Origin of the sequence: uncultured Arenimonas sp. (assembly GCF_963976025.1) — a bacterium.
Classification (GTDB): Bacteria; Pseudomonadota; Gammaproteobacteria; order Xanthomonadales; family Xanthomonadaceae; genus Arenimonas.
Window position 1 is genome coordinate 1 of the sequence record NZ_CAXBJS010000045.1, and the last position, 18745, is coordinate 18745.

Below are 18745 nucleotides of genomic sequence, written 5' to 3' on the forward strand. Positions count from 1 at the left end.
ACCTGGGCCGGGTTTCGCGTCTGCTGGCCGGGCTGTTCGCGTTCGCGCTGCTGGCCATGGCAGAGCTGCTGGTGGCCTGGTTCCTGGGCCCGGGTTCGCCCGCCGAGTACGTCGCCTCGCGTGACCCGGTTTCGGGCAGCGTGTACCTGGTGTCGCTGGTGATCTTCGCCGTCGCGCCCGCCTTGTGGGGCCCGGGGGCCGTTCGAAAGCGATGACCCCCCTCCCCGCCCTGCGCGGCCCACGCCTGGCTGTTGCCGTCGCCCTGGCGCTGCTGGCCTTCGCCGGCAACTCGCTGCTGGCGCGACTGGCCCTGCGCGACGGCGGCATGGACCCGGCCAGCTTCACGGCGCTGCGGCTGGCTTCGGGCGCGCTGGTGCTGTGGCTGCTGGCCATCAGCTTTCGGAAGGGCGCGAACGGTCGCGGGAACTGGGCGTCGGCGCTGGCCCTGTTCGCTTACGCCGCGTTCTTTTCGCTGGCCTACGTGCGGCTGGAGGCCGGCGCCGGCGCGCTGCTGCTGTTTGGCGCGGTGCAGGTGACGATGATCGGGCGCGGACTTTGGCGCGGCGAACGGCTGGCGGTGTGGCAGTGGCTGGGGCTGGTCCTGGCGGTCGGCGGGCTGGCCGGCCTGCTGCTGCCGGGGCTAACGGCGCCACCGCCGGGGCCGTCGGTGCTGATGGTGGTGGCGGGCATCGCCTGGGGCATGTATTCGCTGCGCGGCCAGGGCGGCGGTGATGCCATCCGGGTGACGGCAGGAAACTTCCTGCGCTGCCTGCCGTTCGCGGCGGTGTTCTGGCTGCTGATGCCCGACGCAAGCCGGGTCGATGCCGCCGGCGTCGGTTATGCCCTGGCGTCGGGCGCGCTGGCGTCGGGCGTGGGCTACGCGATCTGGTACACCGCCCTGCCCGCGCTGCGCGCCAGCACCGCCGCCACGCTGCAGCTTTGTGTGCCGCTGCTGGTGGCGCTGGCCGGCGTGGCCTGGCTGGGCGAACCGGCCACGCTGCGCCTGGCGCTGGCGGCGCTGGCCATCGTCGGCGGCGTGGCGCTGGTGGTGCGTTTCCGCCGCTGAGCCGCATCCGCTAACCTGTGCGCCCCAGACAGGCAGGAATTGGTTGATGGACCTCGCCGCCGCCCAGGCACGCATCCTTGAAGACATCCGCAAGTACGGCTGCCACGTGATCCAGGTGCAGGGCAACGGCCCGCACCCGTCGTTTGCCTACAGCGTCGGCATCGGCCGAACGTCCGACAGCCCCGACGTCTGCGTTTTCGGGCTGCCGGCGCCGTCGGCCCACCGGCTGCTGCACCACTACAACAAGCGCGTGCGCGAAGGCGAACGATTCGAGGCCGGCCAGGTGCTGCAGGGGTACATCAAGGACACTGACTGCGTACTGCGCCCGGTGGATCCTTCGCACCACGAGGCGCTGTTCGGTTTCAACGTCTGGCTGCACGACGGCCCGCGTTTCAAGATGCTGCAGCTGGTGTACCCCACCGTCGAGGGCATCTGGCCCTGGAGCGAGCTGGCCAACGACTGGCTGCGCCAGCAGCAGCCGATCCTCGAGAACGTGTCCGGGCCACACTGACGCATCGGGCATGAAGGACGAGGCCATCACCCGCAGCTGGCTGGCCAACGCCGATGCCTGGACACACATCGTGCGCAGCGACGGCATCGAAAGCCGGCGCCTGGGCACCAATGCCGCCGTGGTGGCGGCAATTGCCGAACTGAACCCGGCGACGCTTCTGGACGTGGGCTGCGGCGAAGGCTGGCTGTGCCGAACGTTCTCCGAACGCGGCGTGGCATGCACGGGTGTCGATGCGTCCCCGCCGCTGCTGGCTGCGGCGCGCGAGGCCGGCGGCGGCAATTTCGAAGTGATCGATTACGCCACGCTGGCGGGCAGCAACGTCCTGCCCGGGCCCTTCGATGTGATCGTCTGCAACTTCGCCCTGCTTGGCGAAGACATCGTGCCGCTGCTGGCGGGACTGCGCCGGCGGCTTTCACCCACGGGCCGGCTGGTGGTGCACACCGTGCATCCGTGGGTGGCCTGCGGCGACGGCGATTACGCGGACGGCTGGCGCAGTGAAACCTTTGCCGCGTTCGGCGCAGGTCGCTTCAAGGAAGCCATGCCGTGGTTCTTCCGCACGCTGCCGCGTTGGGTCTCGGACCTGGGCGCGGCCGGGCTGGTGGTGGAAAGCCTGCGCGAGCCGCCGGACCCGAACACGGGCCGGCCGCTTTCGCTGCTTGTCGTGGCCGCGCCGCGCGCGACCTGAGCGCCTAGAAGCGGCGGCGCGCGCGGGCGGTGGCGGTGCCCGCCTTCAGGGCCTCGAGCGCACGGCTGATGGCGCTGTCGCCTTCGATCAGTTCGCCGGCCTTGGCCTTGGCTTCGCCTTCGCCGGCGAGGTGGCCGGCCAGGTCCTGTTCGCGCAGGCCGCGGGCGGCTTCGCCGCGCAGCACGATGTCGGGGCGGATGCCGCGGGCCTGGATGGAGCTGCCGCTGGGCGTGTAATAGCGCGCGGTGGTGAGCTTGATCGAGTCGCCGTTGTCCAGCGGCACCACCGTCTGCACCGAACCCTTGCCGTAGGTGCGCGAGCCCATGACGCTGGCGCGGCCGTGGTCGCGCAGCGCGCCGGCCAGCACTTCGGCGGCGCTGGCGGTGCCGGTGTCCACCAGCACGATGACGGGCGCGCCCTCGAGCAGGTCGCCCGGCTTGGCGTGGAAGCTGGCGTTGGAATACTGCAGGCGGCCCTGCGTGCGCACGATAAGGCCGTCGTCGAGCAGCGTGTCGGCGGCTTCGACCGCGGCGCTGAGCAGGCCGCCGGGGTTCGAACGCAGGTCCAGCACCAGGCCGCGCATCGGATCCTGCGCTTCTTCGGCCAGCTTGCGCAGCTGCCGGCGCATCTGCGGGCCGGTGTCGGTCTGGAAGGTGCTGATGCGCAGGTAAGCGTAGCCAGGTTCAAGCAGGCGGCTGGTGACCGAGGTGACGCGGATGGCTTCGCGCACGATGGTCATCTCGCGCGGCTCGATCTCGCCGGTGCGGGTGATGGTGATGGTGACCGGTTCGCCGGCGTCGCCGCGCAGGTCGTGGTGCGGGCTGGCATTGCCGCTGAGCGGTTCGCCGTTGATGGCGACGATGACATCGCCGGCGCGCAGGCCGGCGCGGTGCGCGGGCGTGCCGTCGATGGGCGAAACCACCAGCAGCGTTTCGTCGGGGCGGCGCTCGGTTTCCACGCCGATGCCGACGTATTCGCCGCGGGTGTCGTCGAGCAGGGCTTCGGCTTCGTCCTTGTCGAGGTAGGCGCTGTGCGGATCGAGGTCGGACAGCAGGCCGCGCAGGGCGGACTTCATCAGCTGCTGGTCGTCCACGGGTTCGACGTAGGCGTCCTTGACCGCGTTGTAGACGGAAACGTAGCGGCGGATTTCGGCCAGCGGTACTTCGGAAGGCAGGGTTTCGGCCATTACCGGGTCGGTGGCGTCCACCGGGGCGGGCACGGGCACAGGCGCCGGCGCCTGGGCGAGGGCCAGGGCGGGCAGCAGGGCGAAACTCAGGGCAAATAGGTGGCGCATAGCGGGATTATGCGCCCGGGAGAGCGCGTAGGGGCGGATTCAGGGCTTGAACCAGGGCTTGGGGTCCTGGGGCTGGCCGTTGCGGCGCAGTTCGAAATACAGGGCCGGGCGGCCCTGGCCGCCGGAGCTGCCGACGGTGGCCAGGGGGTCGCCGGCGCGGACCCAGTCGCCGACGTCCTTGAGCAGGGCGTCGTTGAAGGCGTACAGGCTCATCCAGCCGTCGCCGTGGTCGACGATGACCAGCAGGCCATAACCCTTCAGCCAGTCGGAAAAGGCCACCCGGCCCGGCGCCACGGCCCGGACTTCGGCGCCGGCGGTGCCGGCGACCAGCCAGCCGTCGCTGCCGCGACCGTCGGGCAACTTGCCGCCGAAGGCCGCCAGCACCGTGCCGGCCAGTGGCCGGCCCAACTGGCCGCGGCGGCCGGCGAAGGGCCGGGTGTCGTCCACCTGGCGGGGGATGTCGGCGACGGCGTCGCGTAGCTGTTCAAGCAGCTTGAGCACGGTCTTTTCGTCGCGGCCCAGGGCGGCCAGGCGCGCGGCCCGGTCCTTGAAGCCCGATTCGAGGCTGGCCAGCACCTTGGCGCGGTCGGCGCGCTGGGCTTCCAGGGCCGTCAGGTCTTCCTGCTGGCTCAGCGCCGCGGCCAGCACGTCGCGCTGGTCCTGGATGCGCTGGGCGACGGTGGCCAGGGCCTGCAGTTCGTCCAGCAGGCCGGCGATGCGCTCCTGGCGGTCGGCCTGGAAATAGCGGTGGTAGGCCAGCACGCGGGCCAGGTCGGCCATGCGGTCCTGCGCCAGCAGCAGCTTGAGCTGTTCGTGGCGGCCCAGAGCGTAGGCCGAACGCACCAGGGCGGCCAGGGCTTCACGCTGTTCGGACAGGCCGGCTTCAAGCCGGGCCTGTTCAAGCTGCAGGTCGCGCAGTTCGATTTCGGTGGTGGCGATGCCGGCTTCGGTGCGGCGCAGGGCGCGCACGGCGTCGCCGACCTGGGCGTCGGCCTCACGCAGGGACTTGCTGGCTTCGCTGCGTTCGCCTTCGAGATTGCGCTGCTCGGCGGTGATCGCCTTGATCTGCTGGCGCAGCTTCTGCAGCTGCTGTTCGGCGGCGGCTTCCTTCTTTTCGCGCTCGGCCGTCTGGGCGGCGGCGGGCACGGCCGCCGCGGCCAGGCAGGCGGCCAGCACCAGGCGACGGATCAAACCAGCTCCACCAGCGGCTGGCCGCTCATCTCGGCCGGTTTGGCCAGGCCCAGCAGGGAAAGCATGGTCGGCGCGATGTCGCGCAGGGCGCCGCCGTCGCGCAGGCGCGCCTTGCGGCCGCAGTACACGAACGGCACCGGGCCGACGGTGTGCGAGGTGTGCGGCTGGCCGGTGTCCGGGTCACGCATCATTTCCAGGTTGCCGTGGTCGGCGGTGACGATCATCTCGCCGCCGACTTCAGCCAGCGCGGTGCGGATCGCGCCCAGGGCGTGGTCAACGGCTTCGGCGGCCTTGATGGCGGCGGCCAGGATGCCGCTGTGGCCGACCATGTCGGGGTTGGCGATGTTGCAGATGATCACATCGTGTTTGCGCGCGCGGATGTCGTCGGTCAGGCGCGCAGTGAGCTGGGGCAGGCTCATTTCCGGCTGCAGGTCGTAGGTGGCGACCTTTGGCGAGGGGATCAGCGCACGCTCTTCGCCTTCCACCACGGCTTCCTTGCCGCCGCTCATGAAGAAGGTGACGTGGGCGTACTTTTCGGTTTCGGCGATGCGCAGCTGGCTCAGGCCGTTGCCGGCCAGCACTTCGCCCAGCGTGTTCTTCAGGTCCTCGGGGCCGAAGGCGACGGGAGCCGGGAGTTTCGCGTCGTATTCGGTGAGGCAGACGAAGCGGCCCAGCTTCGGCACGCGGCGCGCGAAGCCGTCGAAGGCGGGATCGACGAAGGCGGACGTGAGCTGGCGGGCGCGGTCGGCGCGGAAGTTCATGAACACCACGGCGTCGCCGTCGCGCATCGGGTGGTGGCCGCGGACGACGGTGGGCAGCACGAACTCGTCGTTTTCGTCGCGGCCGTAGGCGGCCTGCAGCGCGGTGACGGCGTCGGAGGCGGTGTCGTCGGCGTCGGCTTCGACGATGGCCTTCCAGGCGCGTTCCAGCCGGTCCCAGCGCTTGTCGCGGTCCATGGCGTAATAGCGCCCGATGACCGTGGCCACGCGCACGTCGCCCTCGTCGCACAGGGCGTGCAGGCGCTGCAGGCTGGGTTCGGCCGACCGCGGCGGCATGTCGCGGCCGTCCAGGAAGGCGTGCACGGCGATGTCGGCCACGCCTTCGCGGCGGGCCAGTTCGATCATCGCAAACAGGTGGTCTTCGTGGCTGTGCACGCCGCCCGGCGACAGCAGGCCGAACAGGTGCAGGGTGCCGCCGGCGGCCCTGGCGGCGCGGCAGGCGGCAACCAGTTCGGTGTTTTCGAAGAAGCTACCGTCCTCGATAGCAGCGTCCACGCGCGTGAGGTCCTGGTAGACGATGCGGCCGGCGCCGATGTTCATGTGGCCCACTTCGGAGTTGCCCATCTGGCCGTCCGGCAGGCCGACGTGGCGGCCTTCGGTGTGCACCAGGGTGTGCGGGCAGTCGGCCAGCAGGCGGCGCCAGTTGGGCAGCCGGGCCTGGGCCAGGGCGTTGTCGGCGGGGTCCTCGCGGTGGCCCCAGCCGTCGAGGATGAGCAAAAGCAGGGGCTTGGGGCGGTTGGCGGTGGACAAGGCGGACTCCGGGACGTGTGGCACGGGCGAATTGTAGCCCCGGCGGGGATAGTGGGGCTGTCGGGGCTTTAAACCCCCGCCCCGGAAGCTGCATCAGACCCGGTACTTTCCAAGGAGCCCCGCCATGCGTATTCGTCCCCTCGCCGCCCTGATCCCCCTTTCGCTGGCCCTGGCCGCCGCGCCGGCGTTCGCCGAGGAGAACATCGACAAGGTGTTCGGCGGCATCACCGCCGAGGCCGGCCGCGAGTACGGCTCGCTTTCCAGCGTCAACGGCGGCATCACGGTCCGTGAAGGCGCCAGCGTGCGCAAGGCCGAGACCGTCAACGGCGGCATCAGCATCGAAGCCAATGCCAGCGTCGGCGACGCCGAAACCGTGAACGGCGGCATCCGCCTCGACGACGGCGCCAGCGCCCGCAACCTCGAGGCGGTGAACGGCGCGGTGAAGATGGGCCGCAACGCCCGCGTCGAAGAGGACGTGGAAACCGTCAATGGCGGCGTGCGCACCCAAGCCGGCGTGGTCATCGGCGGCGACGTCGAGAACGTCAACGGCAGCATCCACCTGGAAGGCGCCGAAGTCGGCGGCAAGGTGGTCACCACCAACGGCGACATCACGCTCGAGGGCGCCACCGTGCGCGGAGGCCTGGCGGTTCTCAAGCCCAGCAGCGGCTGGTGGTCGAGCAAGCGCAACCGCCTGCCGCGCATCGTGATCGGCGCCGGGTCGGTGGTCGGTGGCGAACTGGTCTTCGAACATGAGGTGGAGCTTTACGTGCACCCGGACGCGAAGGTCGGCAAGCAGAGCGGCGTTTCGCCGAAAATGATCGACAGCCCGGACGCACCGCGCAAAGACTGACCTCCACCCCCTGTAGGAGCGGCTTCAGCCGCGAAGCCTTTTGCCTTCGGCAAAGCAGAGATTCGCGCCTGAAGGCGCTCCTACACGATCCCTGGGATGGCGCTAGAATCGGGGTTTCCGTTCAGCTGGAGACCCCACGCATGAAACACACCCTGCTTTTTGCCGCCGCGGCGCTGGCCCTGTCGGCCTGCAGTCCGTCGTCGGAACCGGCGGACGAGGCCGGCACCGCCACCGCCCCGGCCGCGGCCAGCGCGCCGTCGGCCGACCATGGTTTCGGCCCCGAGATTTCCGCCGAAGACTTCGCGGCACACGTGAAGGTGCTTTCCTCCGACGCGTTCGGCGGCCGCGCCCCGGGCACCCCGGGCGAGCAGATGACCGCCGACTACCTGGTCGCGCAGTTCGAACGCCTGGGTCTGCAGCCGGGCAACGGCGACAGCTGGTTCCAGGACGTGCCGATGGTGGTGACCACCGCCGACGAGTCCACCTCCTCCGCGAAGATCACGCTCGGCGGCGACGACCGTCCGCTGGCCTTTGGCACCCAGATGGCCCTGGGCACCCGCACCGCCCAGCCCGAAGTAAAAGTGGACGCCAGTGAAATGGTCTTCGTCGGTTACGGCGTGAACGCACCCGAAGCCGGCTGGAACGATTACGAAGGCCTGGACGTGAAGGGCAAGACCGTGGTCATGCTGGTCAACGACCCGGGTTTCCACGTCGACAGCAGCGAGCTCTTCAGCGGCAAGAAGATGACCTACTACGGCCGCTGGACCTACAAGTACGAAGAGGCCGCCCGCCAGGGCGCTGCCGCCGCGCTGATCATCCACGACGATGCCGGCGCGGGTTATGGCTGGGACGTGGTCAAGAACAGTTGGTCGGGCGCGCAGTTCGACCTTCCGGTGTCGGCCGATCCCGAGCCGCGCCTGCCGATGCAGGGCTGGATCACCGGCGAGGTGGCCGAGAAGCTGTTCGCCGACGCCGGCCTGGACCTGGCGCAGCAGCGCACCGCCGCCAACCAGCCGGGCTTCAAGGCCGTGGACCTGGGTGACGCGAGCTTCAGCGCCACGCTGAACTCGAGCATCACCGAGGGCAGCTCGCGCAACATCCTGGCCAAACTGCCGGGCACCGAGCGCCCGGACGAAGCCATCGTCTACACCGCGCACTGGGACCACCTGGGCGACCACAGCGCCACCCACGGCGGCGACGGCACGGCCGTTTCGGCTGGTTCCGAAGGCGAGGACCACGTCTACAACGGCGCCATCGACAACGCCACCGGCGTGGCCGGCGTGCTGGAGATCGCCGAGGCCTTCACCGTGCAGGACCCGAAGCCGGCGCGTTCGGTGGTGTTCCTGCTGGTTACCCTGGAAGAGTCGGGCCTGCTGGGTTCGAAGTATTACGCCGCCAACCCGGTGATCCCGCTCAAGGACACGGTGGCGGTGGTGAACCTGGACGCGATGTCCGTGGTCGGTCCGACCAAGGACTTCGTGGTCATTGGCCTGGGCAACAGCGAGCTCGACGAGGTGCTGCGCCCGATCGCCGAGGCACAGGGCCGCGTGCTGGTGGAAGAGGACGGCGTCGAGAAGGGCTTCTTCTTCCGCTCCGACCACTTCAGCTTCGCCAAGTACGGCGTGCCGGCGCTGTACGCCAAGGGCGGCATCGACCACGTTGAAAAGGGCAAGGAGTACGGCCGCGAGATCCAGGCCAACTACCAGACCGTGGCCTACCACAAGGCCGCCGACGAGTTCGATCCGAACTGGGACCTGCGCGGCGTCGTGCAGGACCTGCATGCGCTCTACGGCGTTGGCCGCGAACTGGCCGGCAACGAGGCATGGCCGAACTACGTGGAAGGCAATGCGTTCAAGGCTGCCCGCGATGAGTCGCGCGCTGGCGAATAAGTTGGCCGGTGCCTGACGAAAAAGGCCGCCTTCGGGCGGCCTTTTTTTGTGCTACATGAAATCGCGGAGGGCTTCGGCGACGTTGCGGGGCTGGGCCATCATCGGCATGTGGCCGCAGCCGCTGAGGATGACCGAGCGGCTGTCGGGCAGGCCGCGGGCGAAAACTTCCGCGGCGCTGATGTCGATCACCTTGTCTTCGCGGCACCACAGCAGCAGGGTCGGCGCGCTGATGTTGCCCAGCTCGGCTTCCAGCGCGAACGCATCCGGACCGCGGCCGATGCCGTCGAGCACGCGCTGTTCGAAATCGGCATCCGCGCGGCGGCGGCGCACCAGCGCTTCGCTGGCCGGCCAGGGCACGAACGGCGGGTCGGCGAAGACGATGCCCAGGTAGCGCTTGAGCTCGGCGCGATTGGTCACCTGGAACGGGTTGTCGCCCGCCAGCACCGCGTTGGCGAAGGCGTTTTCTTCGTAGCGCACGCCGGCCGAGGACATCAGCACGATGCGCGGTGCGGTTTCCGGATGACGCGCGGCCAGCAGGCCGACGATCTGCCCGCCCATCGAATGCCCGACCACCAGCTCCGGTGCCTGCGGCAGCGCCTTGATGAAGGCCGCCAGGCGCGCGGCCTGGGCCACCGGGCCGTAGTCGGCACCGGCCAGGCGGTCGCTTTCGCCCCAGCCAGGCAGGTCCACGGCGATGACGCGGTGCGAGCGCGAGAGTTCGCGCATCAGCGGCAGCCAGTTTTCCTTGCTGCCGGTGAAACCGTGCACCAGCACCAGCAGCGGTGCGTCACGCGGGCCGGCGGCGACGCTGGCCCAGCGATGGCCGGCGACCTCGAAATCCAGCGGATCGGCGCCGGCCAGCCAGCGCTGGCGCGCGAACTCGGCCTGCAGTATGCGTTCGGGCGCGCTGGCGGCCAGCCCGAGCGCACCGATGGTGACGCCCAGGGCGCCGGCCAGCAGCAGCTTGTTGCGCGACCTCGCCGGACGCTCGGCCGTCATTGGGTTCCTGCGTCCGCGGCCGCGCGCGCCTTGGCCAGCACCGACTCCACCGACCCGCGGGTGATCGGGTGGTAGCCGGCCTTGGACATTTCGTAAACCTGCGTGGCGAAGGCCAGGCCTTCTTCGCTGGCGACCAGGGCGTCGTAGGTGGGCATGATCAGCTTGCGGCGGCCGATCTTGCGCAGGAACAGCGACATCGCCGGCCGCGCCTCGAAATACTGGCTGCGTTCGGACAGCGGGTACCAGCGCTGCGCCAGTTCGCCGTTGGACGTGCCGGTGAAGCGGAAAGCCTGGTCGAGTTCGACCATCTGCGCCGGCTCCAGCGACTCGGGCATGCCTTCCAGGAAGTACACCCATTCCTGCGTGGTCCACTCGGCGGTGGGCAGGTCGCGGGCGGCTTCGCGGCTTTCCAGCCAGTCGGCGCGCGCGGCGTCGACGGCGGCAAAACGCGGGGATTCGATGCTGGGCGCGAACTCCGGGATGCCCGGCGCGGTCATCCAGGCCATCACTTCCTCGCGGGTGACGGCGTCGGGCTGTTTGGCCATCAGCTCGCTTTCAAGGAAGGCCAGGAACTGTTCGCTGGTGGCCGACTGGAAGGCGTGCTGGTCGAACCAGGCGCGCAGGAAGGGGTCGAAACTTTCGCGGCCGAAACGCTGTTCCAGGAACTGCAGGAACCAGGCGCCCTTGTCGTAGGCCACCGCGCCCAGCGCTTCTTCCGGGTCGGAGCCGACGCGCGCGGGCAGCATCAGCACCTGCTGTTCCTCGGGCACTTCCTTGAGTTCCTCGCGCAGCCCGTTACGGCTGATCACGTACTCCATGTCCGCCCGGGCCTTGCCGAACAGTTCCTCGACGATGCGGTTCTCGACGTAGCTGGTGAAGCCTTCGTTGAGCCACTGGTCCTTCGGCGTGGCGAAGGTGACCAGGTTGCCCGACCACGAATGCGCCAGCTCGTGCGCGATCAGCGACACCAGCGACTTGTCGCCGACGATGACGGTCGGCGTGATGAAGCTAAGGCGCGGGTTTTCCATGCCACCGAACGGGAACGACGGCGGCAGGATCAGCAGGTCGTAGCGGCCCCAGCGGTAGGGGCCGTACAGCGACTCGGTGACCTGGATCATTTTTTCGGTGTCGTCGAATTCCTTCACCGCGCGGTCGATGACCTGCGGCTCGGCCCAGACACCGGCACGTTCGGAAATGGGCTTGAATACCAGGTCGCCGGCGGCAATAGCCATCAGGTAGCTGGGGATGGCCTGGGGCATGGTGAAGCTGTAGTCGCCGTCGCGCTCGGCGGCCGGGTCGTTGTCGGCGCTCATCAGCGCCATCACGTCGGCCGGGGTGCGGATGCGCGCGGTGTAGGTGAAGCGCACCGACGGCGTGTCCTGCAGCGGCACCCAGCTGCGGGCGTGGATGGCCTGCGACTGGCTGAACATGAACGGCGTCTTGCCACCCGAGGTCATGCTGGGCGCCAGCCACTGCAGGCCGGAGGCATCGGGCGAGGTGGTGTAGTGGATGCGCACCTGTTCGTACTGGCGCGGCAGGGTGATGGTGAGCTTGCTGCCGAAACGTTCGTCTTCTTCGGCCAGGGCGAAGTCGAGTTCGCGCCACTTGCGGCTGCCGTTGCGGCCTTCGATGCGCTCAATGGCCAGGTCGCGGGTGTCGAGCACCAGTTCGCGGGCGTCTTCGTCCACCCACTCCAGGCCCAGCGTGGCGTGGCCTTCGAGCTGGCGGTCGGTGAAGTCCACGGCCAGGTCCAGGCCCAGGTCGGCAATGCGAACCTTGTCGGGCTGGGCGTAGGAGTGTTCATCGCTACGGCGGTCGTCTTCGGCCGTGGCCTGGGCGGGGGCCTGGGCAAAGGCTGACGGGGACAGCAGCAGGGCGAGCATAAGGCTGAGGCGGCGCATTGGCGTTTCCGTAACTCGGGACCGTCCGATTCTATCGCAGCCGGGGCCCGGTTCCCGGCCCCGGCGGCAAACGTGACCTGGGACAAACCAGGCCCCCGGGAGGCGCGGCATACTGGTCCCAAGCCCTTACCGAGCCCGCCTATGTCCGCCCCCGCCCCGCCGCGCAGCCCGACCCTGATCACCGAGCCCGATGCGCTTGCCCAGTGGCTGGAGTCCTCACCCACCGGGTCGCCCTGGAACCACGACGATGGGGGGCTGGAGCCCGACGACTGGCTGGCCCTGGGCGACGACACCAGCGAGGCCCATTTCCACAAGGCCCGCGCCCTGGGCGTGCCCCTGGTCCGGCTGGCCAACCTGGCCCCCGACCAGGCCGCCACCCGCCTGATCCGCCCGGAAGTGGCCCGCAACCTGCGCGCCGTGCCGCTGATGGTGCGCGGCGGCAGCGTGGCGGTGGCCATGGAGGACCCGGGCAACAACGAGGCCCTGAGCACCCTGGACTTCCTGTCGCGCCAGCGCGTGCACGCCCTGCTGGCGACGCCGCGTGAGATCCGCGAGGCCATCGCCCGCCACTACGACCGGGTCGAGGACCAGGACATCGCCCGCCAGCTGGGCGTGGACCCCACCGGCACCACCGTGGAAACCAGCGAACAGGAGGCCCAGCGCCTGTCCCGGGAAAAGCCGGTGGTGCGCATCGTGCACGGCCTGATCGCCGACGCGGTGGCCCGGCGCGCGTCCGACATCCACCTGCGCCCCGGCGAAGGCGGCACCGACGTGCTTTACCGCATCGATGACGAAATGGTGCCCGTGCGCCGGCTGATGAGCAGCCTGCATCCGGCCGTGACCAGCCGCGTGAAGGTCCTGGGTTCGATGAACCTGGCCGAACACCGCAAGCCGCAGGATGGTCGCACCACGTTCACGCTCGACGACGGGCGCGAGGTGGACCTGCGCATTTCGGTGCTGCCGGCGGTGTACGGCGAAAGCGTGGTGATCCGCCTGCTCGACACCAATGAAAGCCTGTGGGACCTGGACCAGCTGGGCCTGACCGCGGACGACCGCCGCCGCATCGAGGACGTGATGGGGCGCAGCCACGGCATGTTCCTGACCACCGGGCCCACGGGCTGCGGCAAGTCGACGACGCTGTACGCGATGCTGCTGGAGCTGCGCAAGCAGCGCATCAACATCCTCACCATCGAGGACCCGGTCGAGTTCTACATCGATGAAATCCAGCAGATGCAGGTCAACCGCGCGGCGCAGTTCACCTTCGCCAGTGCCATGCGCAACTTCCTGCGCCACGACCCGGACGTGATCATGGTCGGCGAAATCCGCGACCACGAAACCGCCGCCATCGCCGTCGAAAGCGCGCTCACCGGCCACCTGCTGCTGTCCACGCTGCACACCAATACCGCCGCCACGACGGTGACGCGCCTGCTGGACCTGGGCGTGGAGGCCTACCTGCTGCGCGCCTCGCTGCTGGCGGTGATGTCGCAGCGCCTGGTCCGCCTGACCTGCACGCACTGCAAGGACGTGGAGGAGGTGGACCCGCATATCCGCGAAAGCCTGGGCGTGGGGCCGGAAGAAGTGTTCCATGCCGGCCGGGGCTGTTCGCACTGCGAAGGCCTGGGCATGTTCAAGCGCCGGGCCGTCTACGAATTCATGGTGATCACGCCGCGCATCCAGTCGCTGATCGTGCCGGGTGCGGAAGCCGACAAGATCCACGCGACGGCGATCGAAGAGGGCATGGTGCCGCTGACCCAGGCGGCGGTGAACCTGGCCCGGCAGGGGCTGATTTCACTGACCGAAGCCTGGCGGGTGCGCGCGGACTAGATCTTGTAGCCCGAGTGGATGGCGCAGATGCCGGCGCTGAGGTTGCGGTAGTCGCAGCGGCCGAAGCCGGCGGCTTCCATCATGGCCTTCAGCTCATCCTGCGGCGGGTGCTTGCGGATGGACTCGGCCAGGTACTGGTAGCTGTGTGCGTCGTTGGCGAACAGCTTGCCCAGGCGCGGCAGCACCTGGAAGGAATGGAAGTCGTAGACCGGGCGGAACCACTCCGGCTTCACCTGCGAGAACTCCAGCACCAGGGCGCGGCCGCCGACCTTCAGGACGCGGTGCATTTCCTTTAGCGCGTTCGCCTTTTCGGTCACGTTGCGCAGGCCGAAGGCAATCGTGACCAGGTCGAAGCTGGCGTCGGGGAAAGGCAGGGCTTCGGCGTTGAGCTGCACGTACTCGAGCCCGCGGACCAGGCCGCGGTCGGTGAGGCGGTCGCGGCCGACGCCCAGCATCTCCGCGTTGATGTCGCCCAGCACCACGCTACCGGTGTCACCGACGCGCTCGTGCAGCAGCGCGGCGATGTCGCCGGTGCCGCCGGCCAGGTCGAGCACGCGGTCGCCGCGCTTGACCCCGGAGGTGCCGACGAAATAGCGCTTCCAGACCCGGTGGATGCCCAGGGACATCAGGTCGTTCATCAGGTCGTACTGGCGCGCGACCGAGCTGAAGACCTGCCCGACCAGCTTCTTCTTCTCGCCCACCGGCACGTCGCGAAAACCGAAGTGGGTGGTCTGCTCGCCGCTCTTCTCGTCCATGCAGCCAGTATAAACCGCCAAAACCCGGGTCAGAGTCGAGTTTTGGAAACTCGACTCTGACCCGGGTTTTGGCATCATGGGGCCATGAAGACGATACGGATCTGGCATAACCCGCGGTGCAGCAAGTCGCGCGAGGCCATGAAACTGCTCCAGGAACGGGGCGTGACGGCGGAGGTGGTCGATTACCTCGGGCAGCCGCCCTCCCCGGCCGGGGTCGTGGCGCTGCTGGCCAAGCTGGGGGGCGACCCGCGGCAGCTGGTGCGGTTCAAGGAGGACGAGGCGAAGGCGCTGGGGCTGTCGGCCGACGATAAGCGGACGGCGGCGGAGTGGGCGGCGCTGCTGGCGGCGCATCCCAGGCTCATCGAGCGGCCGGTGCTGGAGGTCGGGGACCGGGCCGTGATTGGCCGGCCGACCGAACGGCTGCTGGAACTGCTTTAGCGCGACAGGCCGGCGGCTTCCAGGGCGGCCAGGTAGGCGGGCCAGCGGGTGTCCTGTTCTTCGCCCAGGGTGGCCAGCAGGCGCCAGCTGTAGAGGCCGCTTTCGTGGCCGTCGTCGAAGCGCAGCAGCACGGCGTAGTGGCCAATCGGTTCGATGGCGCGGATGTTGACCTTGCTTTTGCCGGCCACCAGCACCTTCTGGCCGGGGCCATGGCCCTGGACTTCGGCGCTGGGGGATTCCACCCGCAGGTATTCGCAGGGCAACCGGAAACGGCGGCCGTCGTCGAAGGCGACCTCCAGCAGGTGTGAGGCCTTGTGCAGGACGATGTCGGTGGGGCGCGGCGGGTTCATCGCGCCATTCTAGGGTGCGCGTGCCTGGTCGCGCAGGGCGCGCAGGCGTGCGCGCCGCTGGCGGGCCTGCCGGCTGCGCCAGAGCCCGTAGATGCCCATGACCGGGATCACCAGCACGTTGATGTACAGGCCGCCAACCAGGCCCGCCGCGCGGCCGGGGTCGCCGTCCTGGGCCAACAGCCAGAGCCAGAAGGCGAACAGCCCCAGCCACAGCACCAGCACGCTCCACATGCCGAAACGCCAGTAATGCAGGATGGTTTCGCAGCGGCGCAGCTCCAGGTCCAGCAGGGCCGTGGCGTCCAGGCCGGCTTCGCTCCATTCGCGGCGCCGCAGCCAGACCATATAGGCCTGGTAGGCCGTCATCAGCAGCGCCAGGACGCCGAACAGGCCGCGCTCGAAGCCGTCGCTGTCCGGCGCCAGGGCGATCAGCGCGCAGAGCAGCACGACCAGGGCCGTGAACCCGGTTTCCAGCCACACCGTACGGCGCAGGGTACGGCCGCGGCGGCTGGCTTCGCGGCGCAGCGCCTCGACGTCGATGGCCGGTGCTTCCTGCTGCTGCCAGGCGGCGGACAGCGCGTCCCAGTCTTTGTTCGCGGTCATGCGCCTGCTCCCAGCCACTCGTTCAACTGGCGGCGCGCGCGGGAAAGGCGCTGCGTCACCGTGTTTTCCTCCAGGCCCAGGCTGTCGGCGATTTCGCGCTGCGAGAACCCTTCCAGCGCCAGCACCACCACCTGGCGCTGGCCAAGCGGCAGGCGGCGCACGGCGGCGACGAGGTCGCTGCGCTGCTGGTGCGCCTCGGCGTGGCGAAGGGGGTTGGCGACCGGGTCCGGGTGCTCGTCGTGCAGTTCGTCGCCCTGGGCGCGTTTTTCCTTCGCCAGGTGGTCCAGGGCGCGGTTGTGCGCCACGCGGGCGGCGAACGTGCGCAGGGAAGCATCGCCGCGCCAGGCCGGCAGGGCCTTCCACACGGCCAGGCTGATTTCCTGCAGCAGGTCGTCGCGGCGCGCGGGTTCGGCTTCGTAGCTGCCGGCGATGCGCGCCAGCATCGGGCCGTGCTCGCGCAGCACGTCCTCGATGCGCGGGGCGTCGGCGTGGGCCACGGCCGGCCGGGGCTCAGGCACCGGCCGGGGGCGCGGCGCCGGCCGGTCGGCGGCCAGGTTGGAGACGGCGGAAGCGGCGGGCATGTCGGGTTCCAGGGTCACTTGAAGCGGTAGACGCCGCCTGCGTTGGAAACCTGACAGTCATGGGCCCGCCTCGCACCGGAAATTCGACTCTGACCCGGGTTTCAGAGGATGTAGCGGCTCAGGTCGGGGTCCTGGACGGCGTCGCCGAGCTGTTCGTCGACCATGGCCTTGTCGACCATCAGCGACAGGCCGCCCTTGTCGGGGGCTTCGAAGCTGAGTTTTTCCAGCAGCTTCTCCAGCACCGTGTGCAGGCGGCGGGCGCCGATGTTTTCCTGGCGTTCGTTGATCAGGAAGGCGATCTCTGCCAGGCGGTCGACGGCGCTTTCGTCAAAGCCGATGTTCACGCCCTCGGTCGCCAGCAGGGCCATGTACTGGCGCACCAGCGCGTTCTTGGGTTCGGTGAGGATGCGCTTGAAGTCGTCGCGGCTGAGCGCGCCCAGTTCGACGCGGATCGGGAAGCGGCCCTGCAGCTCCGGGATCAGGTCGGACGGCTTGGCCACGTGGAAGGCGCCCGAGGCGATGAACAGGATGTGGTCGGTCTTGATCGAGCCGTATTTGGTGCTGACGGTCGAACCTTCGACCAGCGGCAGCAGGTCGCGCTGCACGCCTTCGCGGCTGACGTCGCCGCCCTGCACGTCCTGGCGCTTGGCGACCTTGTCGATTTCATCGATGAAGACGATGCCGTTCTGCTCGCAGGCGGTGATGGCCTGGGCGCGGATCTCGTCTTCGTTGACCAGCTTGCCGGCTTCTTCCTCGATGAGCATGGGCAGCGCCGCCTTCACCGCAAGCGTGCGCTTCTGCGACTTGCCGCCGCCCATGGACTGGAACATCTGGCGCAGCTGCTGGCCCATTTCCTCCATGCCCGGCGGGGTCATGATGTCCATGCCGGCGCCCATCGGCGGCTGCAGTTCGAGTTCGATCTCGCGGTCGTCGAGTTCACGCTGGCGCAGCTGCCTGCGCAGCTTGTTTCGGGTTTCGTTCTCGCCCTCGGAGTTGACCTCGATGGCGAAGCCCGGGCCGCGGCGCTTGGGCAGCAGGGCGTCGAGGATGCGGTCTTCGGCGCGCTCCTCGGCCTGGGTGTGCACGCGCTGCTTGGCCTGTTCGCGGAACATCTTCACCGCCATGTCGGCCAGGTCGCGGATGATCTGCTCGACGTCCTTGCCGACGTAGCCGACCTCGGTGAAGCGCGTGGCCTCGACCTTCACGAACGGCGCGTTGGCCAGCGCCGCCAGGCGGCGGGCGATTTCGGTCTTGCCGACGCCGGTGGGGCCGATCATCAGGATGTTCTTGGGCATCACCTCGTCGCGCATGGACGGTTCGAGCTGCATGCGCCGCCAGCGGTTGCGCAGGGCGATGGCGACGGCGCGTTTGGCGCCGGCCTGGCCGATGATGTAACGATCGAGTTCGCCGACGATCTCGCGGGGGGTCAGCTCGGACATCAGAGTTCCTCGATCACGATATTGCGGTTGGTGTAGATGCAGATGTCGCCGGCGACATTGAGGGCGGCTTCGGCGATGGCGCGGGCGTCGAGTTCGGTGTGGTTGTAAAGCGCCCGCGCCGCGGCCAGCGCGAAGGGGCCGCCGGAGCCGATGGCCACGATGCCGTCCTCGGGTTCGATGACGTCGCCGTTGCCGGAAATCACCAGCGAGGTGTCCTTGTCGGCCACCGCCAGCAGCGCCTCGAGCTTGCCCAGGCGGCGGTCGGTGCGCCATTCCTTGGCCATCTCGACCGCGGCGCGCACCAGCTGGCCGCCGTTCTGGTCGAGTTTGCCTTCGAAAATTTCGAACAGCGTGAAGGCGTCGGCGGCGGCGCCGGCGAAGCCGGCGACCACCTTGCCGCCGGCCAGCTTGCGGACCTTGCGGGCATTGGCCTTCATGACCGTGTTGCCCAGGGTGACCTGGCCGTCGCCGGCGACGACGACGCGGTCGCCGCGGCGGACCGAGAGGATGGTGGTGGCGTGGAAGACGGTGGGATCCATGGGCGGTTCCGAGGGGGGACAGGAATCAGTTGGGGGCGGATCCCGGTGCCTTCAACCGTCTTTCTTGCGGCGGGCGCGGGGGTGGGCGGCGTCGTAGACCTTGGCCAGGTGCTGGTAGTCGAGGTGGGTATAGACCTGGGTGGTGGCGATGTCGGCGTGGCCCAGCAGTTCCTGGACGCCGCGCAGGTCGCCGCTTGATTCAAGCACGTGGCTGGCGAAGCTGTGGCGCAGCAGATGCGGGTGCACGCGCTTGAACAGGCCCTGCTGCATCGCCAGCGCACGCAGGCGCACCTGCACCGTACGC

The 18745-nt window shown here is 69.2% G+C and carries 20 protein-coding genes; 8 read left to right on the forward strand and 12 right to left on the reverse strand.

Annotated features, from left to right (window positions below):
- The 4 genes from AACZ35_RS05340 to AACZ35_RS05355 form a co-directional block, all read left to right on the forward strand.
- On the forward strand, positions 1 to 215 hold a 215-nt coding region (locus tag AACZ35_RS05340), incomplete at its 5' end, for a hypothetical protein (protein WP_339826864.1).
- On the forward strand, positions 212 to 1066 hold the full coding sequence (locus tag AACZ35_RS05345; protein WP_339826866.1) for a DMT family transporter: 855 nt from the start codon (positions 212 to 214) through the stop codon (positions 1064 to 1066). The genes AACZ35_RS05340 and AACZ35_RS05345, both read left to right, overlap by 4 nt.
- 46 nt (positions 1067 to 1112) lie before the next feature.
- Positions 1113 to 1577: a DUF4262 domain-containing protein gene (locus AACZ35_RS05350; protein WP_339826868.1), complete on the forward strand. Its 465-nt coding sequence runs from the start codon at positions 1113 to 1115 to the stop codon at positions 1575 to 1577.
- 10 nt (positions 1578 to 1587) lie between these two features.
- Entirely contained in the window at positions 1588 to 2262 is a 675-nt protein-coding gene (locus tag AACZ35_RS05355; RefSeq protein ID WP_339826870.1) for a class I SAM-dependent methyltransferase, read from the forward strand.
- A gap of 4 nt (positions 2263 to 2266) precedes the next feature.
- Here the strand turns inward: AACZ35_RS05355 and AACZ35_RS05360 are convergent, their stop codons facing one another.
- The 3 genes from AACZ35_RS05360 to gpmI are packed head-to-tail and all read right to left on the reverse strand — an operon-like array spanning position 2267 to position 6276.
- Entirely contained in the window at positions 2267 to 3556 is a 1290-nt protein-coding gene (locus AACZ35_RS05360) for a S41 family peptidase (protein WP_339826872.1), read from the reverse strand.
- Between the two features lie 39 nt (positions 3557 to 3595).
- On the reverse strand, positions 3596 to 4747 hold the full coding sequence (locus AACZ35_RS05365) for a peptidoglycan DD-metalloendopeptidase family protein (protein WP_339826874.1): 1152 nt from the start codon (positions 4745 to 4747) through the stop codon (positions 3596 to 3598).
- Positions 4744 to 6276, reverse strand: coding sequence for a 2,3-bisphosphoglycerate-independent phosphoglycerate mutase (gene gpmI / locus AACZ35_RS05370; protein ID WP_339826876.1), 1533 nt, complete (start codon positions 6274 to 6276; stop codon positions 4744 to 4746). The genes AACZ35_RS05365 and gpmI overlap by 4 nt, the downstream gene beginning before the upstream one ends.
- Before the next feature lie 124 nt (positions 6277 to 6400).
- Here gpmI and AACZ35_RS05375 point away from each other — a divergent pair, with 124 nt between their 5' ends.
- Together AACZ35_RS05375 and AACZ35_RS05380 are read left to right on the forward strand one after the other, a co-directional pair.
- Complete coding sequence (locus AACZ35_RS05375; RefSeq protein WP_339826878.1) at positions 6401 to 7126, forward strand: hypothetical protein; 726 nt, start codon at positions 6401 to 6403, stop codon at positions 7124 to 7126.
- A 140-nt stretch (positions 7127 to 7266) separates the two neighbouring features.
- The gene (locus AACZ35_RS05380; protein WP_339826880.1) at positions 7267 to 9015 is read left to right on the forward strand and encodes a M28 family metallopeptidase; all 1749 of its coding nucleotides are present in this window, start codon (positions 7267 to 7269) and stop codon (positions 9013 to 9015) included.
- A gap of 51 nt (positions 9016 to 9066) precedes the next feature.
- On the opposite strand, the gene AACZ35_RS05385 is transcribed toward AACZ35_RS05380, so the two are convergent.
- Positions 9067 to 10014, reverse strand: a complete 948-nt coding sequence (locus AACZ35_RS05385; protein WP_339826882.1) for an alpha/beta fold hydrolase — start codon at positions 10012 to 10014, stop codon at positions 9067 to 9069.
- Complete coding sequence (locus AACZ35_RS05390) at positions 10011 to 11915, reverse strand: M1 family metallopeptidase (RefSeq protein WP_339826884.1); 1905 nt, start codon at positions 11913 to 11915, stop codon at positions 10011 to 10013. Before AACZ35_RS05390 ends, AACZ35_RS05385 begins: the two co-directional genes overlap by 4 nt.
- A gap of 141 nt (positions 11916 to 12056) precedes the next feature.
- Between AACZ35_RS05390 and AACZ35_RS05395 the strand changes: the two genes are divergently transcribed.
- On the forward strand, positions 12057 to 13739 hold the full coding sequence (locus tag AACZ35_RS05395; protein ID WP_339826886.1) for a GspE/PulE family protein: 1683 nt from the start codon (positions 12057 to 12059) through the stop codon (positions 13737 to 13739).
- Here AACZ35_RS05395 and ubiE read toward each other — a convergent pair.
- Entirely contained in the window at positions 13736 to 14494 is a 759-nt protein-coding gene (ubiE, locus tag AACZ35_RS05400; RefSeq protein ID WP_339826888.1) for a bifunctional demethylmenaquinone methyltransferase/2-methoxy-6-polyprenyl-1,4-benzoquinol methylase UbiE, read from the reverse strand. The genes AACZ35_RS05395 and ubiE overlap by 4 nt on opposite strands.
- An 84-nt stretch (positions 14495 to 14578) precedes the next feature.
- Between ubiE and arsC the strand changes: the two genes are divergently transcribed.
- Positions 14579 to 14932 (forward strand): arsenate reductase (glutaredoxin), encoded by a 354-nt coding sequence (arsC, locus tag AACZ35_RS05405; protein WP_339826890.1) that lies wholly within the window; start codon positions 14579 to 14581, stop codon positions 14930 to 14932.
- Here the strand turns inward: arsC and AACZ35_RS05410 are convergent.
- From AACZ35_RS05410 to AACZ35_RS05435, 6 genes are all read right to left on the reverse strand, one after another.
- Positions 14929 to 15282, reverse strand: a complete 354-nt coding sequence (locus AACZ35_RS05410; protein ID WP_339826892.1) for a DUF971 domain-containing protein — start codon at positions 15280 to 15282, stop codon at positions 14929 to 14931. The two genes, arsC and AACZ35_RS05410, sit on opposite strands and share 4 nt — an antisense overlap.
- A gap of 9 nt (positions 15283 to 15291) precedes the next feature.
- A complete protein-coding gene (locus tag AACZ35_RS05415) occupies positions 15292 to 15882 on the reverse strand; it encodes a hypothetical protein (RefSeq protein WP_339826894.1) in 591 nt (196 codons plus the stop codon).
- The gene (locus AACZ35_RS05420; protein WP_339826896.1) at positions 15879 to 16463 is read right to left on the reverse strand and encodes a sigma-70 family RNA polymerase sigma factor; all 585 of its coding nucleotides are present in this window, start codon (positions 16461 to 16463) and stop codon (positions 15879 to 15881) included. Before AACZ35_RS05420 ends, AACZ35_RS05415 begins: the two co-directional genes overlap by 4 nt.
- Before the next feature lie 101 nt (positions 16464 to 16564).
- Positions 16565 to 17902: an ATP-dependent protease ATPase subunit HslU gene (hslU, locus tag AACZ35_RS05425; protein WP_339826898.1), complete on the reverse strand. Its 1338-nt coding sequence runs from the start codon at positions 17900 to 17902 to the stop codon at positions 16565 to 16567.
- Complete coding sequence (hslV, locus tag AACZ35_RS05430; RefSeq protein WP_339826900.1) at positions 17902 to 18441, reverse strand: ATP-dependent protease subunit HslV; 540 nt, start codon at positions 18439 to 18441, stop codon at positions 17902 to 17904. The genes hslU and hslV overlap by 1 nt, the downstream gene beginning before the upstream one ends.
- 51 nt (positions 18442 to 18492) lie before the next feature.
- A partial coding sequence (locus AACZ35_RS05435; RefSeq protein WP_339826902.1) for a tyrosine-type recombinase/integrase occupies positions 18493 to 18745 on the reverse strand: 253 nt, incomplete at its 5' end.